The sequence below is a fragment of the Bradyrhizobium sp. 2TAF36 genome (genome assembly GCF_052114925.1).
Lineage (GTDB): Bacteria > Pseudomonadota > Alphaproteobacteria > Rhizobiales > Xanthobacteraceae > Bradyrhizobium > Bradyrhizobium barranii.
In genome coordinates, this window is record NZ_JBFRFR010000042.1 from 39,406 (window position 1) to 59,389 (window position 19,984).

At 64.4% G+C, this 19,984-nt stretch carries 19 protein-coding genes; 9 read left to right on the top strand and 10 right to left on the bottom strand.

Annotated features, from left to right (window positions below; genetic code table 11):
• Positions 1-8 precede the first annotated feature (8 nt).
• The 5 genes from AB4Z51_RS23980 to sdhC form a co-directional block, all read right to left on the bottom strand.
• Positions 9-2,165: an ATP-binding protein gene (locus AB4Z51_RS23980; protein ID WP_441498114.1), complete on the bottom strand. Its 2,157-nt coding sequence runs from the start codon at positions 2,163-2,165 to the stop codon at positions 9-11.
• Between the two features lie 191 nt (positions 2,166-2,356).
• Entirely contained in the window at positions 2,357-3,139 is a 783-nt protein-coding gene (locus AB4Z51_RS23985) for a succinate dehydrogenase iron-sulfur subunit (RefSeq protein ID WP_441498115.1), read from the bottom strand.
• 25 nt (positions 3,140-3,164) lie between these two features.
• Positions 3,165-5,000 carry a succinate dehydrogenase flavoprotein subunit gene (gene sdhA, locus AB4Z51_RS23990; RefSeq protein ID WP_063980368.1) on the bottom strand — a complete coding sequence of 612 codons (1,836 nt, stop codon included), beginning with the start codon at positions 4,998-5,000 and terminating at the stop codon, positions 3,165-3,167.
• 3 nt (positions 5,001-5,003) lie between these two features.
• A complete protein-coding gene (gene sdhD, locus AB4Z51_RS23995; protein ID WP_028151915.1) occupies positions 5,004-5,408 on the bottom strand; it encodes a succinate dehydrogenase, hydrophobic membrane anchor protein in 405 nt (134 codons plus the stop codon).
• A complete protein-coding gene (gene sdhC, locus AB4Z51_RS24000; RefSeq protein ID WP_028151914.1) occupies positions 5,405-5,803 on the bottom strand; it encodes a succinate dehydrogenase, cytochrome b556 subunit in 399 nt (132 codons plus the stop codon). Before sdhC ends, sdhD begins: the two co-directional genes overlap by 4 nt.
• 507 nt (positions 5,804-6,310) lie before the next feature.
• On the opposite strand from sdhC, the gene AB4Z51_RS24005 reads away from it, so the two are divergent.
• A complete protein-coding gene (locus AB4Z51_RS24005) occupies positions 6,311-7,171 on the top strand; it encodes a sulfite exporter TauE/SafE family protein (RefSeq protein ID WP_441498116.1) in 861 nt (286 codons plus the stop codon).
• Between the two features lie 180 nt (positions 7,172-7,351).
• Here AB4Z51_RS24005 and AB4Z51_RS24010 read toward each other — a convergent pair whose 3' ends face one another.
• Complete coding sequence (locus AB4Z51_RS24010) at positions 7,352-8,881, bottom strand: malonate--CoA ligase (RefSeq protein WP_441498117.1); 1,530 nt, start codon at positions 8,879-8,881, stop codon at positions 7,352-7,354.
• Between the two features lie 94 nt (positions 8,882-8,975).
• On the opposite strand from AB4Z51_RS24010, the gene AB4Z51_RS24015 reads away from it, so the two are divergent.
• The 4 genes from AB4Z51_RS24015 to AB4Z51_RS24030 all read left to right on the top strand — a co-directional run bounded on the left by AB4Z51_RS24015 (position 8,976) and on the right by AB4Z51_RS24030 (position 12,275).
• Positions 8,976-9,737, top strand: a complete 762-nt coding sequence (locus tag AB4Z51_RS24015; protein WP_135213890.1) for an SDR family oxidoreductase — start codon at positions 8,976-8,978, stop codon at positions 9,735-9,737.
• A gap of 316 nt (positions 9,738-10,053) precedes the next feature.
• Entirely contained in the window at positions 10,054-10,608 is a 555-nt protein-coding gene (locus AB4Z51_RS24020) for a fasciclin domain-containing protein (protein WP_014490676.1), read from the top strand.
• Between the two features lie 182 nt (positions 10,609-10,790).
• A complete protein-coding gene (locus AB4Z51_RS24025) occupies positions 10,791-11,420 on the top strand; it encodes a cytochrome b/b6 domain-containing protein (RefSeq protein ID WP_441498118.1) in 630 nt (209 codons plus the stop codon).
• Positions 11,421-11,492: 72 nt separating this feature from the next.
• Complete coding sequence (locus tag AB4Z51_RS24030; RefSeq protein ID WP_063980374.1) at positions 11,493-12,275, top strand: molybdopterin-binding protein; 783 nt, start codon at positions 11,493-11,495, stop codon at positions 12,273-12,275.
• A gap of 98 nt (positions 12,276-12,373) precedes the next feature.
• Here AB4Z51_RS24030 and AB4Z51_RS24035 read toward each other — a convergent pair whose 3' ends face one another.
• Complete coding sequence (locus AB4Z51_RS24035; RefSeq protein WP_441498119.1) at positions 12,374-13,576, bottom strand: YbfB/YjiJ family MFS transporter; 1,203 nt, start codon at positions 13,574-13,576, stop codon at positions 12,374-12,376.
• Positions 13,577-13,707: 131 nt separating this feature from the next.
• On the opposite strand from AB4Z51_RS24035, the gene leuB reads away from it, so the two are divergent.
• On the top strand, positions 13,708-14,820 hold the full coding sequence (leuB, locus tag AB4Z51_RS24040; RefSeq protein ID WP_231143761.1) for a 3-isopropylmalate dehydrogenase: 1,113 nt from the start codon (positions 13,708-13,710) through the stop codon (positions 14,818-14,820).
• A gap of 140 nt (positions 14,821-14,960) precedes the next feature.
• On the top strand, positions 14,961-15,599 hold the full coding sequence (locus AB4Z51_RS24045; protein WP_441498120.1) for a DapH/DapD/GlmU-related protein: 639 nt from the start codon (positions 14,961-14,963) through the stop codon (positions 15,597-15,599).
• A gap of 73 nt (positions 15,600-15,672) precedes the next feature.
• Here AB4Z51_RS24045 and AB4Z51_RS24050 read toward each other — a convergent pair whose 3' ends face one another.
• Positions 15,673-16,059 (bottom strand): hypothetical protein, encoded by a 387-nt coding sequence (locus tag AB4Z51_RS24050; protein WP_028158592.1) that lies wholly within the window; start codon positions 16,057-16,059, stop codon positions 15,673-15,675.
• 157 nt (positions 16,060-16,216) lie between these two features.
• Positions 16,217-17,005 carry a hypothetical protein gene (locus AB4Z51_RS24055; RefSeq protein ID WP_441498121.1) on the bottom strand — a complete coding sequence of 263 codons (789 nt, stop codon included), beginning with the start codon at positions 17,003-17,005 and terminating at the stop codon, positions 16,217-16,219.
• Positions 17,006-17,121: 116 nt separating this feature from the next.
• Here AB4Z51_RS24055 and AB4Z51_RS24060 point away from each other — a divergent pair, with 116 nt between their 5' ends.
• Positions 17,122-18,156, top strand: a complete 1,035-nt coding sequence (locus tag AB4Z51_RS24060; protein WP_063980378.1) for an aspartate-semialdehyde dehydrogenase — start codon at positions 17,122-17,124, stop codon at positions 18,154-18,156.
• A gap of 104 nt (positions 18,157-18,260) precedes the next feature.
• Here AB4Z51_RS24060 and AB4Z51_RS24065 read toward each other — a convergent pair whose 3' ends face one another.
• A complete protein-coding gene (locus AB4Z51_RS24065) occupies positions 18,261-18,905 on the bottom strand; it encodes a carbonic anhydrase (protein WP_063980379.1) in 645 nt (214 codons plus the stop codon).
• A 169-nt stretch (positions 18,906-19,074) separates the two neighbouring features.
• Here AB4Z51_RS24065 and AB4Z51_RS24070 point away from each other — a divergent pair, with 169 nt between their 5' ends.
• Entirely contained in the window at positions 19,075-19,956 is an 882-nt protein-coding gene (locus AB4Z51_RS24070; protein WP_441498122.1) for an HpcH/HpaI aldolase/citrate lyase family protein, read from the top strand.
• Positions 19,957-19,984: the final 28 nt, after the last annotated feature.

Sequence of the window (19,984 nt, forward strand, 5' to 3'; positions counted from 1 at the left end):
TGCCAGCCTCACTCGGCGGCGCCGTCGCGGACCGGCCGGAGCCTCGCGGCCCGATGGAGAACCCGGGACAATTCCTCGATCGAATAGGGCTTTTGCACGAGATCGAAGCCGGCGGCGCCATCTTGTGACAGGGCCTGGCTGTAGCCCGTGGTCAGCACGATCGGCACGCGGATGCCGCGCTCGCGGATCGCCTGCGCCAGATCGAGCCCGGTCATCCCGGGCATCACCACGTCGGAGAACACGACGTCGAAGCGATCTGTGTCCACGGTGAGCTCGGCAAGCGCGTCGGTGGCGTTGTCCACCAAAGTGATGCTGTAACCGAGCTCGGTGAGGCCGTCGGCCGCGAAATTGGCGAGCTCGATATTGTCCTCGACCAACAGCACCGACATTCCGCTGCCGGCCACTGCCGGTGCGGTGTTGGGCGCCTGCCGCTGCGGCAGCAGGTCTGCCGGCACGCGCGGCAGATAGAGCGAGAAGGTGCTGCCCTGGCCGACCTCGCTCTCGACGGTCACCTCGCCGCCGGATTGCCGGGCGAAGCCGAACACCTGCGACAGGCCGAGGCCGGTGCCCTGGCCGACCTGCTTGGTGGTGAAGAACGGCTCGAAGATGCGGCCCAATCGTGCGGCGGGAATGCCGATGCCGGTGTCGCTGACGGCGACACTGACGAAACCATCGCCGCCTGCAAGATCATGGCTGCCCGAAACGTGCACCAATGTATCGGGTATGGTCGCCGCCGCCTGCACGGCGAAGGTGATCCTGCCTTTGCCCTGCATGGCGTCGCGCGCATTGGTCGCCATGTTGATCAGCGCCGTCTCGAACTGGCCGGCATCGGCCTTGACGAGGCAGGGCTCGGTCGGCAGCCGGATTCCGATCTCGATCGCCGGCCCGAGCAGCGTGGCGAGCATGTCGTGCAGCGACTGCATCCGCTCCCCGACGTCGAACACTTCCGGTTTCAGGGTCTGGCGCCGCGCGAACGCCAGCAGCTGCGAGGTCAGCTTGGCGGCGCGCGCGACCGCGTCCGCAATGGCATTGATGTAGCGCTGCCGCCGCTCCTCGCTCAGCTGCGGCCGGTTCAACAGGTCGACCGAGGCGCGGATCACGGTGAGGAGATTGTTGAAGTCGTGCGCGACACCACCGGTGAGCTGGCCGAGCGCTTCCAGCCGCTGGCTGTGCTTGAGCGCCTCCTCGGCCTCGCGTCGCGCCGTGGCCTCGGCGTGGAGATGCTGGGTGCGCCGGAACGCGAGCGCAAGCAGCAGAAACAGCAGGGCCGTCGCGGGAATGCCGAACACCAGATGCTGGCCCATGGTGGCGAGCCAGCGCGCGCGGATCGCCGAGGTCTCGAGCCCGGCGCTGACATAGATCGGATATTCGGCGACGCGCCTGTAGCCGACGCGCCGCTCGATTCCGTCCGAGGGCCAGGCGATGGTGATGAGTCCGTGCTCGGGGTGAGCGGCGATCTGCTGCCCGACCGGCCCGGTCGGATCGAGCCGGAAGTCGCGGTCGAGCCGGGGAAAATGGGTCAGCACCACGCCGTCCGTGCGTCCCATGGCGAAGAAGCTGCCGGGATCGGAGCCGATCCTGGCATAAAAGCTCTCGAAATATTCCGGCAGGACGGAGGCCTGGATGACGCCGATGAAGCTGCCATCGTCGGCTTCGCGGCGCCGGCTCATGCCGAAGAAGCGTGCTCCCTGATAGGGCGGACGCGGCGTCAGGGCCGCGCCGACGAACGTGCCAATGTTCTGGTCGACATGGGCGTAGAAGTAATCGCGGTCCGCAAAACTCAGATCCTGCGGCGGCGAGGCGAGGCTGTTGACCAGCGATTTTCCGTTCGCGTCGAAGATCCAGGCCGATTTGAGCTGCGGCAGCGCATCGGTCAGTCGTTTCAGGCGGCGGTGCAGCGCCGGTTCGCGCGAGCGGATGACCTCGTCGGGGAGGCCGCGCACGACCTCGTTGAGCTCGGCCAAGCTGCGGTCGATGGTCTCGAACACCTTGAGCGCGTGCTCATGGGCGACATCGAGCGTGCGCTCGATCTCGCGGTCGGCGATGTCCTTTGTCGATGTGTAGGAGATCGCGGAGGTGAAGACGAACAGTGCAATCGGCAGCGCCAGGGATGCCGCCATCATCCACTGCAACAGTCTCAGCGAGTTGCGTTGCGCACCCTGCACAGTCGCTCCGGTCCCTGACCGGAGAGCTTACTTGAAATTCCCGCTGGGAAGGAAGTGGCTTGTCGATGGAACCGGAGGTTGTAATTCGGACGTTCGCGCGTGGTGCGGGCTATGGCAAATTCTACTCAAACTGAGGTTGATCGTAGAATGCCCCGGCCGTCGCGGCCGGGGGGCCGTAGCATGAATGAGGCCTAGATCWGGCGCTCGACCATCTTGAGCTTGAGCTCGGCGATGGCTTCGGCCGGGTTGAGACCCTTCGGGCAGGCCTTGGCGCAGTTCATGATGGTATGGCAGCGGTAGAGGCGGAACGGGTCCTCGAGATTGTCGAGTCGCTCGCCGGTCGCCTCGTCGCGGGAGTCGGAGACCCAGCGGTTGGCCTGGAGCAGGGCGGCCGGGCCGAGATAGCGATCGCTGTTCCACCAATAGCTCGGGCACGAGGTCGAGCAGCAGGCGCAGAGGATGCACTCGTAGAGACCGTCGAGCTTCTCGCGATCCTCGTGGCTCTGGCGCCACTCCTTCTGCGGCGTCGGCGAGGTCGTCTTCAGCCACGGCTCGACGGAGGCATACTGCGCATAGAAATTGGTGAGGTCGGGAACGAGGTCCTTCACGACAGGCTGGTGCGGCAGCGGGTTGATCTTGACCGCGCCGTCCTTCACGTCGTGCATCGAACGGGTGCAGGCCAGCGTGTTCTGGCCGTCGATGTTCATCGCGCAGGAGCCGCAGACGCCTTCACGGCAGGAGCGGCGGAAGGTCAGCGACGGGTCGATGTTGTTCTTGATCCAGATCAGGCCGTCCAACACCATCGGACCGCAATCATGGGTGTCGACGTAATAGGTGTCGACGCTCGGATTCTTGCCGTCGTCAGGATTCCAGCGATAGACGCGGAATTCGCGAACGTCTGTCGCRCCTGCCGGCTTCGGCCAGGTCTTGCCGCCGGTGATCTTGGAGTTCTTCGGAAGTGCGAATTCAACCATTTCGATTAAGGCCTTCGCTGTTCGCTCAGTACACGCGCGCCTTGGGCGGGATGTACTGCACGTCGTTGGTCATGGTGTAGTCGTGAACGGGGCGGTACTCGATCTTGACCTTGCCGGCATCGTCCAGCCAGGCCAGCGTGTGCTTCATCCAGTTCTTGTCGTCGCGCGCGGAGAAGTCCTCGCGGGCATGCGCGCCGCGGCTCTCGGTGCGGTTGGCGGCGGAGTCCATCGTCACCACCGCCTGCGAGATCAGATTGTCGAACTCGAGCGTCTCGATCAGGTCGGAATTCCACACCAGCGAGCGGTCGGACACGGCGATGTCGGTGATGCCGCTGTGGACCTTCTCGATCAGGTTCTGGCCTTCGCTCAGGATGTCGCCGGTGCGGAACACCGCGCAATTGTTCTGCATCACGTGCTGCATGCCTTCGCGCAGCTTCGCGGTCGGCGTGCCGCCGGAGGCGTAGCGGTAATGGTCGAGGCGGCCGAGCGCGAGCTCGGACGAGTTCGCCGGCAGCTCCGGCTGCTTGGCGTTGGGCGTGAGCTTTTCGGCAAGACGCAAAGCGGCGGCGCGGCCGAACACCACGAGGTCGATCAGCGAGTTGGAGCCGAGGCGATTGGCGCCGTGCACGGAGACGCAGGCGGCTTCGCCGATCGCCATCAGGCCGGGGATAACGGCGTTGTCGTCGCCGTCCCGCTTGGTCAGCACTTCGCCGTGATAGTTCGTGGGGATGCCGCCCATGTTGTAGTGCACGGTCGGCACGATCGGGATCGGCTCGCGCGTCACGTCGACATTGGCGAAGATTTTTGCGGATTCGGAGATGCCCGGCAGGCGCTCGGCGAGCACCGCGGGATCGAGATGGTCGAGATGCAGGAAGATGTGGTCCTTCTTCTTGCCGACGCCGCGGCCTTCGCGGATCTCGATGGTCATCGCGCGCGAGACGACGTCGCGCGAGGCGAGGTCCTTCGCGGACGGCGCATAGCGCTCCATGAAGCGCTCGCCCTCGGAATTGACGAGATAGCCGCCTTCGCCGCGCGCGCCTTCGGTGACGAGACAGCCCGAGCCGTAAATGCCGGTCGGGTGGAACTGCACGAACTCCATGTCCTGCATCGGCAGGCCGGCGCGCAGCACCATGCCGCCGCCGTCGCCGGTGCACGTGTGTGCGGAGGTGCAGGACGCGTAGGCGCGGCCGTAGCCGCCGGTTGCCAGGATCACGGTCTGGGCGCGGAAGCGGTGCAGCGTGCCGTCATCCAACTTGAGCGCGATGACGCCGCGGCAGGTGCCCTGGTCGTCCATGATCAGGTCGATGGCGAAGAATTCGATGAAGAACTCGGCCGCGTGGCGCAGCGACTGGCCGTACATCGTGTGCAACATGGCGTGGCCGGTGCGGTCGGCGGCGGCGCAGGTGCGCTGCGCCTGGCCCTTGCCGTAGTCCATGGTCATGCCGCCGAACGGGCGCTGGTAGATCTTGCCGTCCTCGGTGCGCGAGAACGGCACGCCCCAATGCTCGAGCTCGTAGACGGCCTCGGGCGCGTTGCGCACCATGTATTCGATCGCGTCCTGGTCACCCAGCCAGTCCGACCCCTTCACGGTGTCGTACATGTGCCAGCGCCAGTCGTCCTTGTGCATGTTGCCGAGCGAAGCCGAGATGCCGCCCTGCGCCGCGACCGTATGCGAGCGGGTCGGAAACACTTTGGTGATGCAGGCGGTGCGCAGACCGGCTTCGCTGCAGCCGACCACGGCGCGCAGGCCCGCGCCGCCGGCGCCAACCACGACGACGTCATAGGTGTGGTCTTCGATCGGATAGGCTTTGCCGTTGGTGGCGGGAGCGCCGTTGCCCTTGCCATTCGTCGCTGTGGCCATGGGTTACACTCCGGATGAAAGCTTGAGGATCGCGTAGGTCGAGGCGAGCGCCACGGCGATCGAGAAGAAATTGTTGAGCATGATCGAGATGAGCTTCAGCTTCTCGTTATGGACGTAGTCCTCGATCACGACCTGCATGCCGATCTTCATGTGCCAGGCGCTGGCGGCGATGAAGAGCAGCAGGATCACCGCGATCGGCAGCGAGCCGAGGATCTGTGCGGCACCGGCCTGGTTGCGGCCGAGCAGCATCATGATGATCACGAGCACCGGAATCATCAGCAGCGTCATGGCGACGGCGGTGATGCGCTGGCGCCAGAAATCGGACGTACCCGAATGCGCCGCGCCGAGATTGCGGACGCGGCCGAGCGGGGTGCGCATGCTGCGCTTGGGCGTATCGGTCGCGCTCATCGTCCGCCTCCGATCGCATAGGCGATGATCCAGATCAGGACCGTGAGCACGATGCCGCCGATCAGCGCGCCCCAGGTCAGGGCCTCGCGCTCATTGGGCTTGAAGCCGTAGCCGAGGTCCCACACGAAGTGCCGGATACCGCTCAGCATATGGTGCATCAGCGCCCAAGTGTAGCCGAACACGATCAGCCGGCCGATGATGCTGCCGGTGAAGGCCTGGACGTGGGAATAGGCGGCGGGGCCGGAAGCCGCCGCGATCAGCCACCAGGCCAGCAGCAGGGTTCCGACGTAGAGCGCGATACCGGTGGCGCGATGGACGATGGACAGCGCCATCGTCAGCGTCCAGCGGTAGACTTGCATGTGGGGGGAAAGCGGTCGTTCGATCCGTGCGGTCATGGGCTTTTGATGTTTATTGCGGCCCAGCAGGGGGCACGCGGGGATCGCGAAAGGTCGGCTCTATTTACGGAGTCGATTTCGCCTGCGCAATCACCAAATCGCCATAAATCGAACCGCGGTTCAGCTCTAGAGCGTTGATGATGCAAGGCCAATCAGTGGCTTGGTATACCAGCACTTCTGTCCGCCAACGAAAAACAGAATATAAATTCATTTGTTCTGAAGGGACCGATGCGCGTTGAAATTGCTATTGGAACGCCTCTAAACGGACCATGCCGTCCAAACCTGCCCGGGGCCGGTCTTTTGAGCCGCTAACGCCATTTGGGCCGCACCAATCCGCTCCCGCTCCGGCCCGGTTTGCCGCTGTCTGGATATGCGCACCTTGCATTCCACCCCAGCCGCAAGACCTGGCGTGTCGACCGCGAGAATCAGATCGCCTAAAGCTCCGCACGCAGCTTTCCGAACCCATGTTTCGGAGAAGTTGCGACCAGTCGCCGGGGCAGGTCAGGGGTGATTGCAGGTCTTGATATCAAGGAGATCGTCGAGCTCGCGCTGTTGCTGATCGCAACCGGCGCGCTCTCGGGATTCTTGGCCGGCGTGTTCGGCATCGGCGGCGGCGCGATTCTCGTGCCGGTGTTTTACGAATGCTTCCGCATCGCCGGCGTGCCGCTCGAAGTGCGCATGCCGCTCTGCATCGGCACCTCGCTCGCGGTGATCATTCCGACGTCGATCCGTTCGTTCCAGGCACATTACAAGCGCGGCGCCGTCGACATGACGATCCTGCGCGTGTGGTGGCTGCCGATCGTGATCGGTGTCATCGCCGGCAGCGTCATCGCGCGTTACGCGCCGGAGAAGCTGTTCAAGATCGTGTTCGTCTGCGTCGCCTATTCCGCGTCGGCGCGTCTCATCTTCGCGCGCGAGGGTTGGAAGTTCGGCGACGATCTGCCCAAAGGGCCGCTGATGCGCGTCTACGGCTTCTGCGTCGGTATCCTCTCGACGCTGATGGGCATCGGCGGCGGCCTGTTCTCGAACCTGCTGATGACGTTTTACGGCCGGCCCATCCACCAGGCAGTGGCGACCTCGTCGGCACTCGCGGTCCTGATCTCGATCCCCGGCGCGCTCGGCTACATCTATGCCGGCTGGCCGGCGGCTGCGACCTATCCGGCCGTCGCAGCGCTGCAAATCCCGTTCGCGCTCGGCTACGTCTCGCTGATCGGCGCCGTGCTGGTGATGCCGATGAGCCTCGTCACCGCGCCGCTCGGCGTGAGAGCCGCGCATGCGATGTCGAAGCGAACGCTGGAGGTGGCGTTCGGGTGCTATCTGTTTATCGTCGGAAGCCGGTTCGTGATGAGCTTGGTGGGCGGGCAGTGATGGGCAGAGCCCTCGCCACATACTCCGCTGTCATCGCCCGCGAAGGCGGGCGATCCAGTATTCCACCAGCGCCGGTGATTGAGCCGCGAGGCCGCGGCGTACTGGATGCCCCGGTCAAGCCGGGGCATGACGGTGCGTTGTGTGGTGACGCCCCGTCGCAACAACTCTGCGACGGGTCTCTTATTTCTTCGCGTAAATATCCTTGTACGTATCGCGCAGCACGTTCTTCTGCACCTTGCCCATCGTATTCCGCGGCAGTTCGTCCACGACGAACACGCGCTTGGGCATCTTGAATTTTGCCAGCCGGCCGTCGAGCGCCTTCAGCACCGCGGCCTCAGTGACGTCGGCGCCCTTGTTGCAGACCAGAACCGCCGTGACGCCTTCGCCGAAATCGGCATGCGGCACGCCGATCACGGCGGATTCGACCACGCCCGGCATGGCGTCGAGCTCACTCTCGATTTCCTTGGGGTAGACGTTGAAGCCGCCGGAGATCACGAGATCCTTGCCGCGGCCGAGAATGTGGACGTAGCCCTTGTCGTCGATCTTGCCGAGGTCGCCGGTGATGAAGAAGCCGTCGGGCCGGAATTCCGACTTGGTCTTCTCCGGCATGCGCCAGTATCCCTTGAACACGTTCGGGCCCTTCACCTCGATCATGCCGATTTCGTCGCGCGGCAGCTCCTTGCCGGTCTCGGGCTCGGTCACGCGCACGGAGACGCCGGGGAGGGGAAAGCCGACCGCGCCGGGCACGCGCTCGCCGTCATACGGGTTCGACGTGTTCATGTTGGTCTCGGTCATGCCGTAGCGCTCGAGCACCGCATGTCCCGTGCGCGCCGACCATTCGCGATGGGTTTCGGCGAGCAGCGGCGCGGAGCCCGAGATGAACAGCCGCATGTGCTTTGTGGTCTCGCGCGACAGCGCGGAGTTCTGGAGCATCCGCGTGTAGAAGGTCGGCACGCCCATCAGCACCGTGGCGCGCGCCATCAGCTTGATGATCAGGTCCGGGTCGAGCTTCGGCAGGAAGATCATCGACGCCCGCGAAAACAGCGTGACGTTGGTCGCCACGAACAGGCCGTGCGTATGGTAGATCGGCAGCGCATGGATCAGTACGTCCTTGTCGGTGAAGCGCCAGTAGCCGACCAGGCTCAGCGAGTTCGACGCGAGATTGTCGTGCGTCAGCATCGCGCCCTTGGAGCGGCCGGTGGTGCCTGACGTGTAGAGGATCGCGGCGAGATCATCGTTTGCCCGCGAGATGGTTGCAAATTGGCTGCTGGCCTTGTCGGCGGCTTCCGTCAGCGAGCCCTTGCCGTCAGGCCCGAGCGTTTCGACCTTGGCCTTCACCTTGGCGGCGATCGGGGCGAGGCCGTCGGCCTTGGAGGGATCGCAGACCACCAGCGACGGCTCGGCGTCGCCGATGAAGTAATCGAGCTCGTTCAGCGTATAGGCCGTGTTCAGCGGCAAATAGACCGCGCCGGCCCGCACGGTGGCGAGGTACAGCACGATATTGGCGACCGATTTCTCCACCTGCACCGCGACGCGGTCGCCGGGCTTCACGCCGCGCGCGACCAGCACATTCGCCATCTGCCCGGCCCGCGCGATCAGATCGCCATAGCTGATACGGCCGCCGTCCTGCGTCTCGACCGCGAGGCGTTTGGGATCGTCCAGACCGTCGAACAGGCGGGAAAACAGGTTGGCGTTGGCAGCTTGGTTCATGCAAGATTTCCTCGACCGCAAGGCAACAAGGCCGGTCAAAACCGAGGGCTGGATTAGCAAAAACCGCCCCAATGAAGCAACGGAGACAGTTTGCATGACCAAAAACGGGAAACGCGTGGCCTGGGTCACGGGCGGCGGCAGCGGGATCGGGGAGGCCGGCGCCGAGGCGCTCGCGGCCGACGGCTGGATAGTCGTGGTCTCGGGCCGCCGCAAGGACGCCCTGGATACCGTGGTTGCCAGGATTGCCAAGGCAGGCGGGGCGGCCGAGGCCATTGCGCTGGATGTGTCCAACGCCGCCGAAGCCCAGAAAGCGGCCGATCAAATCGTCGCAAAGCATGGCCGCATCGACCTGCTCGTGAACAATGCCGGTATCAATGTCCCCAAGCGGAGCTGGAAGGACATGGAACTGGAGGGCTGGGACAAGCTCGTCCAGGTCAATCTCAACGGCGTGCTGTACTGCATGCGCGCAGTGTTGCCCACGATGCGCAAGCAGCAGGATGGCTCGATCATCAACGTCTCGTCCTGGGCCGGCCGCCACGTCTCGAAGATGCCGGGCCCGGCCTACACCACCACCAAGCATGCGGTGCTGGCGCTGACTCATTCCTTCAACATGGACGAATGCGTCAACGGCCTGCGCGCCTGCTGCCTGATGCCGGGCGAAGTGGCGACCCCGATCTTGAAGCTGCGCCCGGTGGTGCCGAGCGAGGAGGAGCAGGCCAAGATGCTGCAATCGGAAGATCTGGGCCGCACCATCGCGTTCATCGCATCGATGCCGCCGCGCGTCTGCATCAACGAGCTCCTGATCAGCCCGACGCATAATCGCGGATTTATCCAGACGCCGAACAACAGGGATTGAGCCTTGTAGGGTGGGCAAAGCGAAGCGTGCCCACCATGCCTATCTCAATCGAGCGAGAGATGGTGGGCACGGCGCATGCGCGCCTTTGCCCACCCTGCGGCTCCTGAGATGTGTGGCGCGCTCGCTCACACACGAACGTACCCCCGCTTAGTTTCACGCATCACAATAAATTATTTCCCGAAACCCCATCGCGAACCCTCCCGTAGTTCGGTCCAACGACGGCACTGCTGCTTCACGCCAAAAGGTCACAGGCGCCGTTGTTGCCCCAACGCAAACGCCGGCCATTGCCGGTCACAATTCAATCGGGAGACCCTCCATGTCGAAGCGTATTGCCTATCTCGCTGCCGCCGCCTTCAGCGCCCTGGCCATCACCGCGACCGTCGTCGCGCCTGTCCGCGCCGAGGAGAAGACTGTCATGGTCGGTGGCGCCGCGATGTTCCCGTCCAAGAACATCGTCCAGAACGCCGTCAACTCGAAGGATCACACCACGCTGGTGGCGGCGGTGAAGGCGGCCGGCCTGGTGCCGACGCTGGAAAGCAAGGGCCCGTTCACGGTGTTCGCGCCCACCAACGCCGCCTTCGGCAAGCTGCCGGCCGGCACCGTCGACAATCTGGTCAAGCCCGAGAACAAGGCGACCTTGACCAAGATCCTCACCTACCATGTCGTGCCCGGCAAGCTCGAGGCCTCCGACCTCACCGACGGCAAGAAGATGAAGACCGCCGAAGGCGAGGAACTGACCGTGAAGAAGCAGGACGGCAAGGTCTGGATCGTCGATGCCAAGGGCGGCACCTCGATGGTGACGATCTCCAACGTCAACCAGTCGAACGGCGTGATCCATGTGGTCGATACCGTGCTGATGCCGGCGACGTAACACCGCCCACCCCTGTTTCATCCCCGAACAGGATGCTTTGAGACGGCGAGCCGGGGGCACCCGGCTCGCTTTATTGTGACCACGGTCGCCCGCAGACTCGATTCGCCGTCGTGCGGGGGCGTAACGAAAGCGGAAGTATCGGCGTATATTCGGTGTCAGACGACCTTCAGGACGGAACCATCATGTCGAGCCTCACAGTCAGCGACGAGCAGGTCAGCGCCACCCCCGCCAAAGTGATCCAGCCGGCCTGGGTCCGTGTCATGCACTGGACCAATGCGGTCGCCATGATCCTGATGATCCTGTCGGGCTGGCAGATCTACAACGCCTCGCCGCTGTTCGGCTTCAGTTTCCCGCGCGAATATACCCTCGGCGGCTGGCTCGGCGGCGGCCTGCTCTGGCACTTTGCGGCCATGTGGCTCTTGATGATCAACGGCCTCGCCTATCTCATCACCGGCTTCGCCACCGGCCGCTTCCGCAAAAAATTGCTGCCGATCACGCCGTCCGGTGTGCTCCACGACGTCAGGGCTGCCCTGACCTTCAAGCTCGGTCATGACGATCTCAGCGTCTACAATTACGTGCAGCGCATACTCTACGCCGGCATCATCGTGGTCGGCGTGCTGATCGTGCTGTCGGGCCTGTCGATGTGGAAGCCGGTACAGCTCTATTATCTCGTGATGCTGTTCGGCGACTATCCGACCGCGCGCTACGTGCACTTCTTCTGCATGGCCGCGATCTGCGCCTTCCTCGTCATTCACGTCTTGCTCGCGCTGCTGGTGCCGAAGAGCCTGCGCGCGATGATCATTGGTCGCTGAGAGCATGATCCGGAAAAGTGGGAACCGGTTTTCCGACAAGATCATGCTCAAGATAAATATGTGAGACCCGTTATGGCCAAGCGCTCATTCCTCATCCCCGGCGTCGACAAGCGGCTGCTGATCAAGGACTCCATCAAGTCCATGCCGGACTTCACCCGCCGCCGCTTCATCGCCGGCGGCGCCAGCCTCGGCGCGCTGACGCTGCTCACCGGCTGCGACGTCGTCGATTCCTCGTCGGCCGACACCCTGCTGGCGAAGGTCTCGAAATTCAACGACGCCGTGCAGGCCTGGATGTTCAATCCGGATGCGCTGGCGCCGACCTTCCCCGAGAGCGCGATTACAAAGCCGTTCCCGTTCAACGCCTATTACGATCTCGACGATGCGCCTGATGTCGACGGCGCCGACTGGAAGCTCGAGGTGCGCGGTCTCGTCGACAACAAGAAGTCCTGGACGCTGGACGAGCTCTACAAGCTGCCGCAGGTCACGCAGATCACCCGCCACATCTGTGTCGAGGGCTGGAGCGCGATCGGAAGCTGGACCGGCACGCCGCTCCGCGATTTCCTCAAGCTGATCGGCGCCGACACGCGCGCAAAGTATGTCTGGTTCCAGTGCGCCGACAAGGACGGCTACAACTCGCCCCTGGACATGCGCAGTGCGCTGCATCCGCAAACCCAGATGACGTTCAAATACGCGAACGAGATTTTGCCGCGCGCCTATGGTTTCCCGATGAAGATCCGCGTGCCGACAAAACTCGGCTTCAAGAACCCGAAATACGTGGTCTCGATGGAAGTCACCAACGACTACAAGGGCGGCTATTGGGAAGACCAGGGGTACAATTCGTTCAGCGGGAGCTAGCTCCGCTGCCGTAGGGTGGGCAAAGCGAAGCGTGCCCACCAATGCTGTATCCGCGACAACGGTCATGGTGGGTACGGCGCTTTGCGCCTTTGCCCACCCTACGGCACCGGTTCTTTGGCCGGCCCCACCTTGCGCTGGCACAACGCGGCCACCGCCCCCAGCGCCAGCAGCGCCGCCGACACATTCAATGCGTAACTCAGACTCCCCAGCGCATCCGTGATCGCGCCGACCACGATCGGGCCGAGCGTCTGCCCGACTCCGAACGAGATCGTCATCGCCGCGATCGCTGTGGGCCACGCCTCCGGCGGGTAGTTGAAGCGCACGAAGGCCGTGGTCGAGCCGACCACGGCGAAGAAGGCGACGCCGAACACCACCGCCGAGACCGCAAGCCACGCCGGCGAATGCCCCAGCATCGGCAGGGCCGCGCCGAGCGCGTTGGTGCCGAGGATGATCGCGGTGGCCAGTCCACCGCGGTCGAGCGCCAGTACGCCGCGCCAGACCCAGGGTGTGACGAAGGCGCTGAGGCCGATCAGGCTCCAGAATGCGGCCTGCGCCGCGGCGCCGCCGCCGCCGTCGCGCACATAGGCGATCATGAAGGTCATGTAGGCGATGTAGCCGGCGCCAAACAGGAAGTAGCCGGAGAGATAGATCAGCACGGGCAAAATCGCGAAGGCGGCGTGGCTGCCTTCCGAGAAACGCACCCCGCTCTCGATGCGGATCAGGAACAGCGGCACGGTCATCACGACGGACAGCAGCGTCAGCGCCCACCACACCAGCCACCACGAGCCCGGCCCGAAATATTGCAGCGTGAACGGGGCGATCAGCCCCGAGGCGAGAATCCCGATGCCCGGCCCGGCATAGAACAGGCTGAGCAGGAAATTGGCCCGTTCCGGGCGCGACTGCGCGATGGCCGCGGCCAGCGCGCCGCCGGCGACGAAGCCGGCTGCCGCCCCTAAGCCCAGCACGAGGCGTGCGAGGCTCAGCGCAACGAAATTGCCTGTCAGCGCGCAGGTGGCGAGCGCTGCGACGCAGGCGAGGGTTCCGCCGCGGATCGCCGCCGACCAGCCGACGCGCTGGATCAGCCGGGACGCGACAAGCGCGCCCACGAGGTAGCCGACGGCATTGATGGTGTTCATGAAACCGGCCGCCGAGTAGGACCAGCCGAGGTCCTCCCGCATATCGGGCAGCACCAGCGCATAGGCAAAGCGGCCGATGCCGAGCCCGACCGTCGCCGCCAGCGACAGGGTCAGGATCAGCCGCGCGGGGTGTGCGTCGGGCGGGGGACGATCAGGGGCGCGCAAGGGATACTCCGGCGCGTGCAGTGTGGCAGGCCCTGCGGGCCTTGCACAGCCGCGAGGCGGCAATGGTGTCTTGCCAAGCGCGCAACGCCGCTCTAGCACTCCGGCCGAATTCGATCTCAGAGGAAACGACCATGGCGACCCACAAATTGCTGCTGCTCCCCGGCGACGGTATCGGCCCCGAGGTGATGGGCGAGGTGAAGCGGCTGATCGACTGGCTCAATTCGGCAGGGATCGCCAAATTCGAGACCGATACCGGCCTGGTCGGCGGCTCCGCCTATGACGCCCACAAGGTGTCGATCTCCGAGGGCGACATGGCCAAGGCGCTGGCCGCCGACGCCATTATCTTCGGCGCGGTCGGCGGCCCGAAGTGGGATGCCGTTCCTTACGAGGTGCGCCCCGAAGCCGGCCTGCTCCGCCTGCGCAAGGATCTCGCCCTGTTCGCCAACCTCCGCCCCGCGGTGTGCTATCCGGCGCTGGCCGATGCCTCCAGCCTGAAGCGTGAGGCGGTCGAGGGTCTCGACATCGTCATCGTGCGCGAGCTCACCGGCGGCGTCTATTTCGGCGAGCCCAAGACCATCACCGATCTCGGCAACGGCCAGAAGCGCGCCGTCGATACCCAGGTCTACGACACCTATGAGATCGAGCGTATCGGCCGCGTCGCCTTCGAGCTTGCCAGGAAGCGCAAGAACAAGGTGACGTCGATGGAGAAACGCAACGTCATGAAGTCGGGCGTGCTCTGGAATGAGGTCATGACGGCGGTCCACAAGCGCGAATATCCTGATGTCACGCTCGAGCACCAGCTCGCCGATTCCGGCGGCATGATGCTGGTGAAGGCGCCGAAGCAGTTCGACGTCATCGTCACCGACAACCTGTTCGGCGACATGCTCTCCGACATCGCGGCAATGCTCACCGGCTCGCTCGGCATGCTGCCCTCGGCTTCGCTCGGCGAGGTTGATGTGAAGAGCAAGAAGCGCAAGGCGCTGTACGAGCCCGTGCACGGTTCGGCACCCGACATCGCAGGCCAAGGCCTCGCGAATCCCATCGCGATGATCTCGTCCTTCGGCATGGCGCTGCGCTATTCCTTCGACATGGGCGATCTCGCCGACAAGGTCGATGCCGCGATCGCCGCGGTGCTGGCGAGCGGCCTGCGCACCGCCGACATCAAGTCGGAAGGCACCACGGCCGCCTCGACCACGCAGATGGGCGAAGCGATCCTGAAGGAATTGCAGAAGCTGCACGCGTAGCCACAAACACCGCAATCGTAGGGTGGGCAAAGCGATCGCGTGCCCACCATTTCGATCGCGATTGCCGCGAGATGGTGGGCACGGCGCTTCGCGCCTTTGCCCACCCTACGGCTCTGCCGACGACCTCAGGAAGCCAACTCATGGATGCCTCGCCCCGCCCCAAGATCGCGGAAACCATCATCCATGAAACGGTGCGCCAGCGCGAAGCGCAGATCGGGCGGCGCTGCGAAATCCTCGCCAACACCCGCATCGAATATGCCTCGCTCGGCGACTACTCCTATCTCGGCGAGAACTGTGAGGTCGCCGACGCGGTGATCGGAAAGTTCACCGCCATCGCCAATTCGGTGCGCATCGGCGCGCCCAATCATCCGATGGGCCGTCCGTCCCAGCATCGCTTCACCTATGTCCCGGAATATTACGAGGCGAGTGCGACGCGTGACCGCGACTTCTTTGCGGATCGTCGCGGAGATCGCGTCATCGTCGGCAACGATGTCTGGATCGGGCACGCCGCCATCCTGCTGCCGGGCGTCACGGTCGGCGACGGGGCGGTGATTGCCGCGGGCGCGGTCGTCAGCCGCGATGTCGAGCCCTACACGATCGTCGGTGGCGTTCCCGCGCGTGCCATCCGCAAGCGCTTTGACGATTCGGTCGCGGCAAGCCTGCGCCGCATTGCCTGGTGGGATTGGCCGGACGAACTCATCTTCGAGCGCCTGGGCGATTTCCGCTCCGAGGCGATCGAAGAATTTTGCAGGCGCTACGACCCGGCAGCCAAAGCCTGAAGCGGACGTATCTCTCACAAACAAAAATGGCCGGGCGCGAGCCCGGCCATTTTGATTCGGTCGATGATTCCGCTCAGTACAGCGGGAAATTCCGTGGATAGCCGCCGACGTCGGCCGGCGTGCTCAGCGGCTGGCGATCGATCGGGCGGTTGTTGTTCTCGCGGGCGAAGGTCGGATAGCCGATCGCCGGCGGGAAAGCGTAATCGGAGAACTTGCGGTCGCCAGGATTGACCTCGGTGCCGCCGTCGAGCCAGGAGCGCTTGCTCACATAGAGGCGGGTGCGGCCCTGCTGATAGACCGCGTTGGGGCCACTCGGACCGTAATAGGGCCGGCTGTTGTCGTAACGTTGCTTCTTGGTGTCTGCCGAGGCGGGTGTCGCGAGGGCTGAGGACATGGCAACCACGGCGCCGGCCGCAAGCCACATCGCCAGTTTGTTCGCGGCGGAGAAATTCGAGCTCATCACGTCCCCTTCAGGCGGCAAGCCGCCAATCGATTTCATCCCCATACTAGCCCGGCAAGGGTGGCCGCAACTAGGTCTATTGGGTCACACCAGCCCGGAATAATCGTGCGCGCTGGCAAAAGTTGCATCAATACCAGCCACTTGAGCTTGATGCCGGTTAGAGCGCCCCGCGCAATTGCGCGTTCGCCGCGCCCAGCAGCCAGTCCGACGAACCCTGGGGAGCGCAGGAGCGGCGCTTCAGCTCCGCATGGGCGAACAATTCCGCCAGCTTCGGCTCGTTGCCCGAGGTCAGGAGCGTCAGCCGGTTCAGCGTGCAGGCGATCGCCGCGCGCCGGGCGGGCAGGGTGTCGCCCTGGCAGGAGAAGCCGGAGATCTGGAGCGCCGGCTCCTCGCTGCGCTTGAGGTAGCCGAGGCACGCCCGCGCGGCCTCCGCCGTGCCGGTGGGCCGGAACAGGGCGACGGGACCGAATTTCGTGTCGATCAGGCCGGCCTGCTCGAGCGGCGTTGCTTCACCCAGGCCCATGTGGACCGCCAGGTCCGCTGTCGCCGGGCGGGCCACGTCGAATTCGCCGCCTTCGCGGTAGATCTCGAGCTCCGCCACGGGCTTGTCCGCCTCGCCGGTCCAGCGCATCACGTCCCTGCGGCCGCCTTCGGGATGCCTGAGAATGACGTAAGAGGCTGTTTTTTCTGATGAATCGAGCCGACTGAGGGCGAAGGCCGGTTGCGAGCGATCGGCCACGCTCCACCCCGGCTTCTCCGCGGGCTCTTCGTCACGCAGGCTGGGCAGCTGGTCGAACGCCGCCAGCGCGAGGATGGCAAACAGGGCCAGCGCCCCCACATAGGCGAACAGGCGCGCCAGCGTGCCGACGACTTCGTCGGCGAGGGCTGCGAGCGCCAGATGGATCTGGGTAGGGGTTGCGGCCGTGCTGGCCTCTGGCGACTGCATCCACGGCCTTCAGGCATGGTCCAACGTTGTCTTGAGGCCGGTTCTCGCATAGAAGCGCTGCTCTTCCTGTTTAAGCGTCAGCTTCAGGAACGGGCTTTTTCATCGGAGAGTGAACGATGGGTTACAAAGTCGCAGTCGTCGGCGCGACCGGCAATGTCGGACGGGAAATGCTCAACATCCTCGATGAGCGCAAATTCCCCGCGGACGAGGTCGTGGCCCTGGCGTCACGCCGCAGCGTCGGCGTCGAGGTCTCCTATGGCGACCGCACCCTGAAGGTCAAAGCGCTCGAGCACTATGACTTCTCCGATGTCGACATCTGCCTGATGTCGGCGGGCGGCTCGGTGTCGAAGGAATGGTCGCCGAAGATCGGCGCCGCCGGCACGGTCGTGATCGACAACTCGTCCGCCTGGCGCATGGATCCGGACGTGCCGCTGATCGTGCCCGAGGTGAACGCGGATGCGACGGCCGGCTTCAAGAAGAAGAATATCATCGCCAACCCGAACTGCTCGACCGCGCAGCTCGTGGTCGCGCTGAAGCCGCTGCACGACAAGGCGACGATCAAGCGCGTCGTGGTCTCGACCTATCAATCGGTCTCGGGCGCCGGCAAGGATGCGATGGACGAATTGTTCTCGCAGACCAAGGCCGTCTACACCAACAGCGAGCTGATCGCGAAGAAATTCCCCAAGCGCATCGCCTTCAACGTCATCCCCCAGATCGACGTCTTCATGGAGGACGGCTACACCAAGGAAGAGTGGAAGATGATGGCGGAGACCAAGAAGATCCTTGATCCCAAGATCAAGCTCTCCGCGACCTGCGTGCGCGTGCCGGTGTTCGTCGGCCACTCCGAGGCCGTCAACATCGAGTTCGAGAATCCGATCACGGCGGACGAGGCACGCGACATCCTGCGCAAGGCGCCGGGCTGCCTCGTCATCGACAAGCAGGAGCCCGGTGGCTACGCCACGCCGTATGAAGCCGCCGGCGAGGACGCCACCTATATCAGCCGCATCCGCGAGGACGCGACGGTGGAGAACGGCCTCGTGCTGTGGTGCGTGTCCGACAATCTGCGCAAGGGCGCGGCGCTCAACGCCATTCAGATCGCGGAAGTGCTGATCAACCGCAAGCTGATCAGCGCGAAGAAGAAGGCGGCGTAACGAGCGGGATCTCGTAGGGTGGGCAAAGCGAAGCGTGCCCACCAAGGTCTCAATCGGGAAAGATGGTGGGCACGGCGCGTTGCGCCTTTGCCCACCCTACGAATTCAAGCCGCGTTGCGCACGCTCTTGAATTCCTTCGCGACCTTGTCCAGCACGAACAGCGACCCCTCTGCCACGCCGAAATAGGCGCCGTGGGTCTGCATCTGGCCTGAGTCCACCGCCTTCTGCACGAACGGGAACGTCATCAGGTTTTCCAGGCTGCGGAACACCGCGGCCTTCTCGATGCGCTCGACGAACTGCGCCATGGTCTCGTGGTCGCGCTGCTCGACCACTTCGCCCGGCTTGATGAACATCTGCATCCATTTGCCGATGAAGTCGCCCGGCGTGAGCGGCTCGATCTTGTCGACGAAGGCGCGGATGCCGCCGCACTGCGCGTGCCCGAGCACGACGATGTGCTTCACCTTCAGGACCGTCACGGCATATTCCAGCGCTGCGGAGACGCCGTGCGCATTGCCGTCGGGCTGATACACCGGCACCAGGTTGGCGATGTTGCGGACGACGAACAGTTCGCCCGGGCCGACGTCGAAGATCACCTCGGGCGAGACGCGGCTGTCGCAGCAGCCGATCACCATCACTTCCGGGAACTGCCCCTTCACCGACAGCTCGCGATAGCGGCTCTGCTCGGTCGGCAGCCGCTGGGTGGCGAAGGCCTTGTAGCCTTCCAGCAAATGCTTCGGGAATGTGATCATGGCCTATGCCTAACCATAGACCAGAGGGGCGAACAAGCCTTTCGAATAGGCAGGCCAGATGCTATCGGCTTGGCTTGTTGTTTGAGCATGATCCTTTCGGAAAACCGCCGCACACTTTTCCGGGATCATGCTTCAGAATAGACCTGAGGAAACTGGAAGGAATGCTCGCATGACCCGCCCGCGCCGCAGCCATCTGTTCATGCCCGGCTCCAACCCCCGCGCGCTGGAAAAGGCGCGAAATCTCGCCGCTGACGGCTTGATCCTCGATCTGGAAGATTCCGTCGCCCCCGACCTCAAGGGGGTGGCGCGTGACGGCATCGCCGCTGCGATCGCGGACAAGGGGTTCGGCAAGCGCGAGATTTTGATCCGGACCAACGGCCTCGACACGCCCTGGTGGGCCGATGACGTCGCGATGGCCGCCAAGGCCTCGCCTGACGGCATTCTGGTTCCAAAAGTTTCAAGCATCGAGGATCTCCAGGCGATCGGCGCTGGCCTTGCCGAGCTCGGCGCCGCGCCGACGGTGAAAGTCTGGGCGATGATCGAGACCGCGCGCGCCGTGCTTCATGCCGAGGAGCTGGCCGCCGCGGGCCGCGATCCCAAGACGCGCCTCTCCGGTTTCGTGTTCGGCCCGAACGACATCTCGCGCGAGACGCGCATCAAGATGTTGCCGGGTCGCGCGGCGATGATCCCGATGATCACCCATTGCATCCTGGCGACGCGCGCCCACGGCCTCGAGATCCTCGACGGCCCCTATAGCGACATCGCGAATTCCGACGGTTTTGCCACCGAATGCGCACAGGGCCGCGACCTCGGCTTCGACGGCAAGACGCTGATCCATCCATCGCAGATCGAGGCCTGCAACGCGATCTTCACGCCGCCCGAAGAGGAAGTCGCGCGCGCGCGAAAGATCATCGCGGCATTCGAGCTGCCCGAGAACGTCTCGCGCGGCGCGATCCGGCTCGATGGCGCAATGGTGGAGCGTCTGCACGCCGACATGGCGCGGCGCACGATCGAGATCGCGGACGCGATCGCGGCGATGAGCAAGGGCTGAGGCGTCAACTCGAAGAAGCGATATCCGC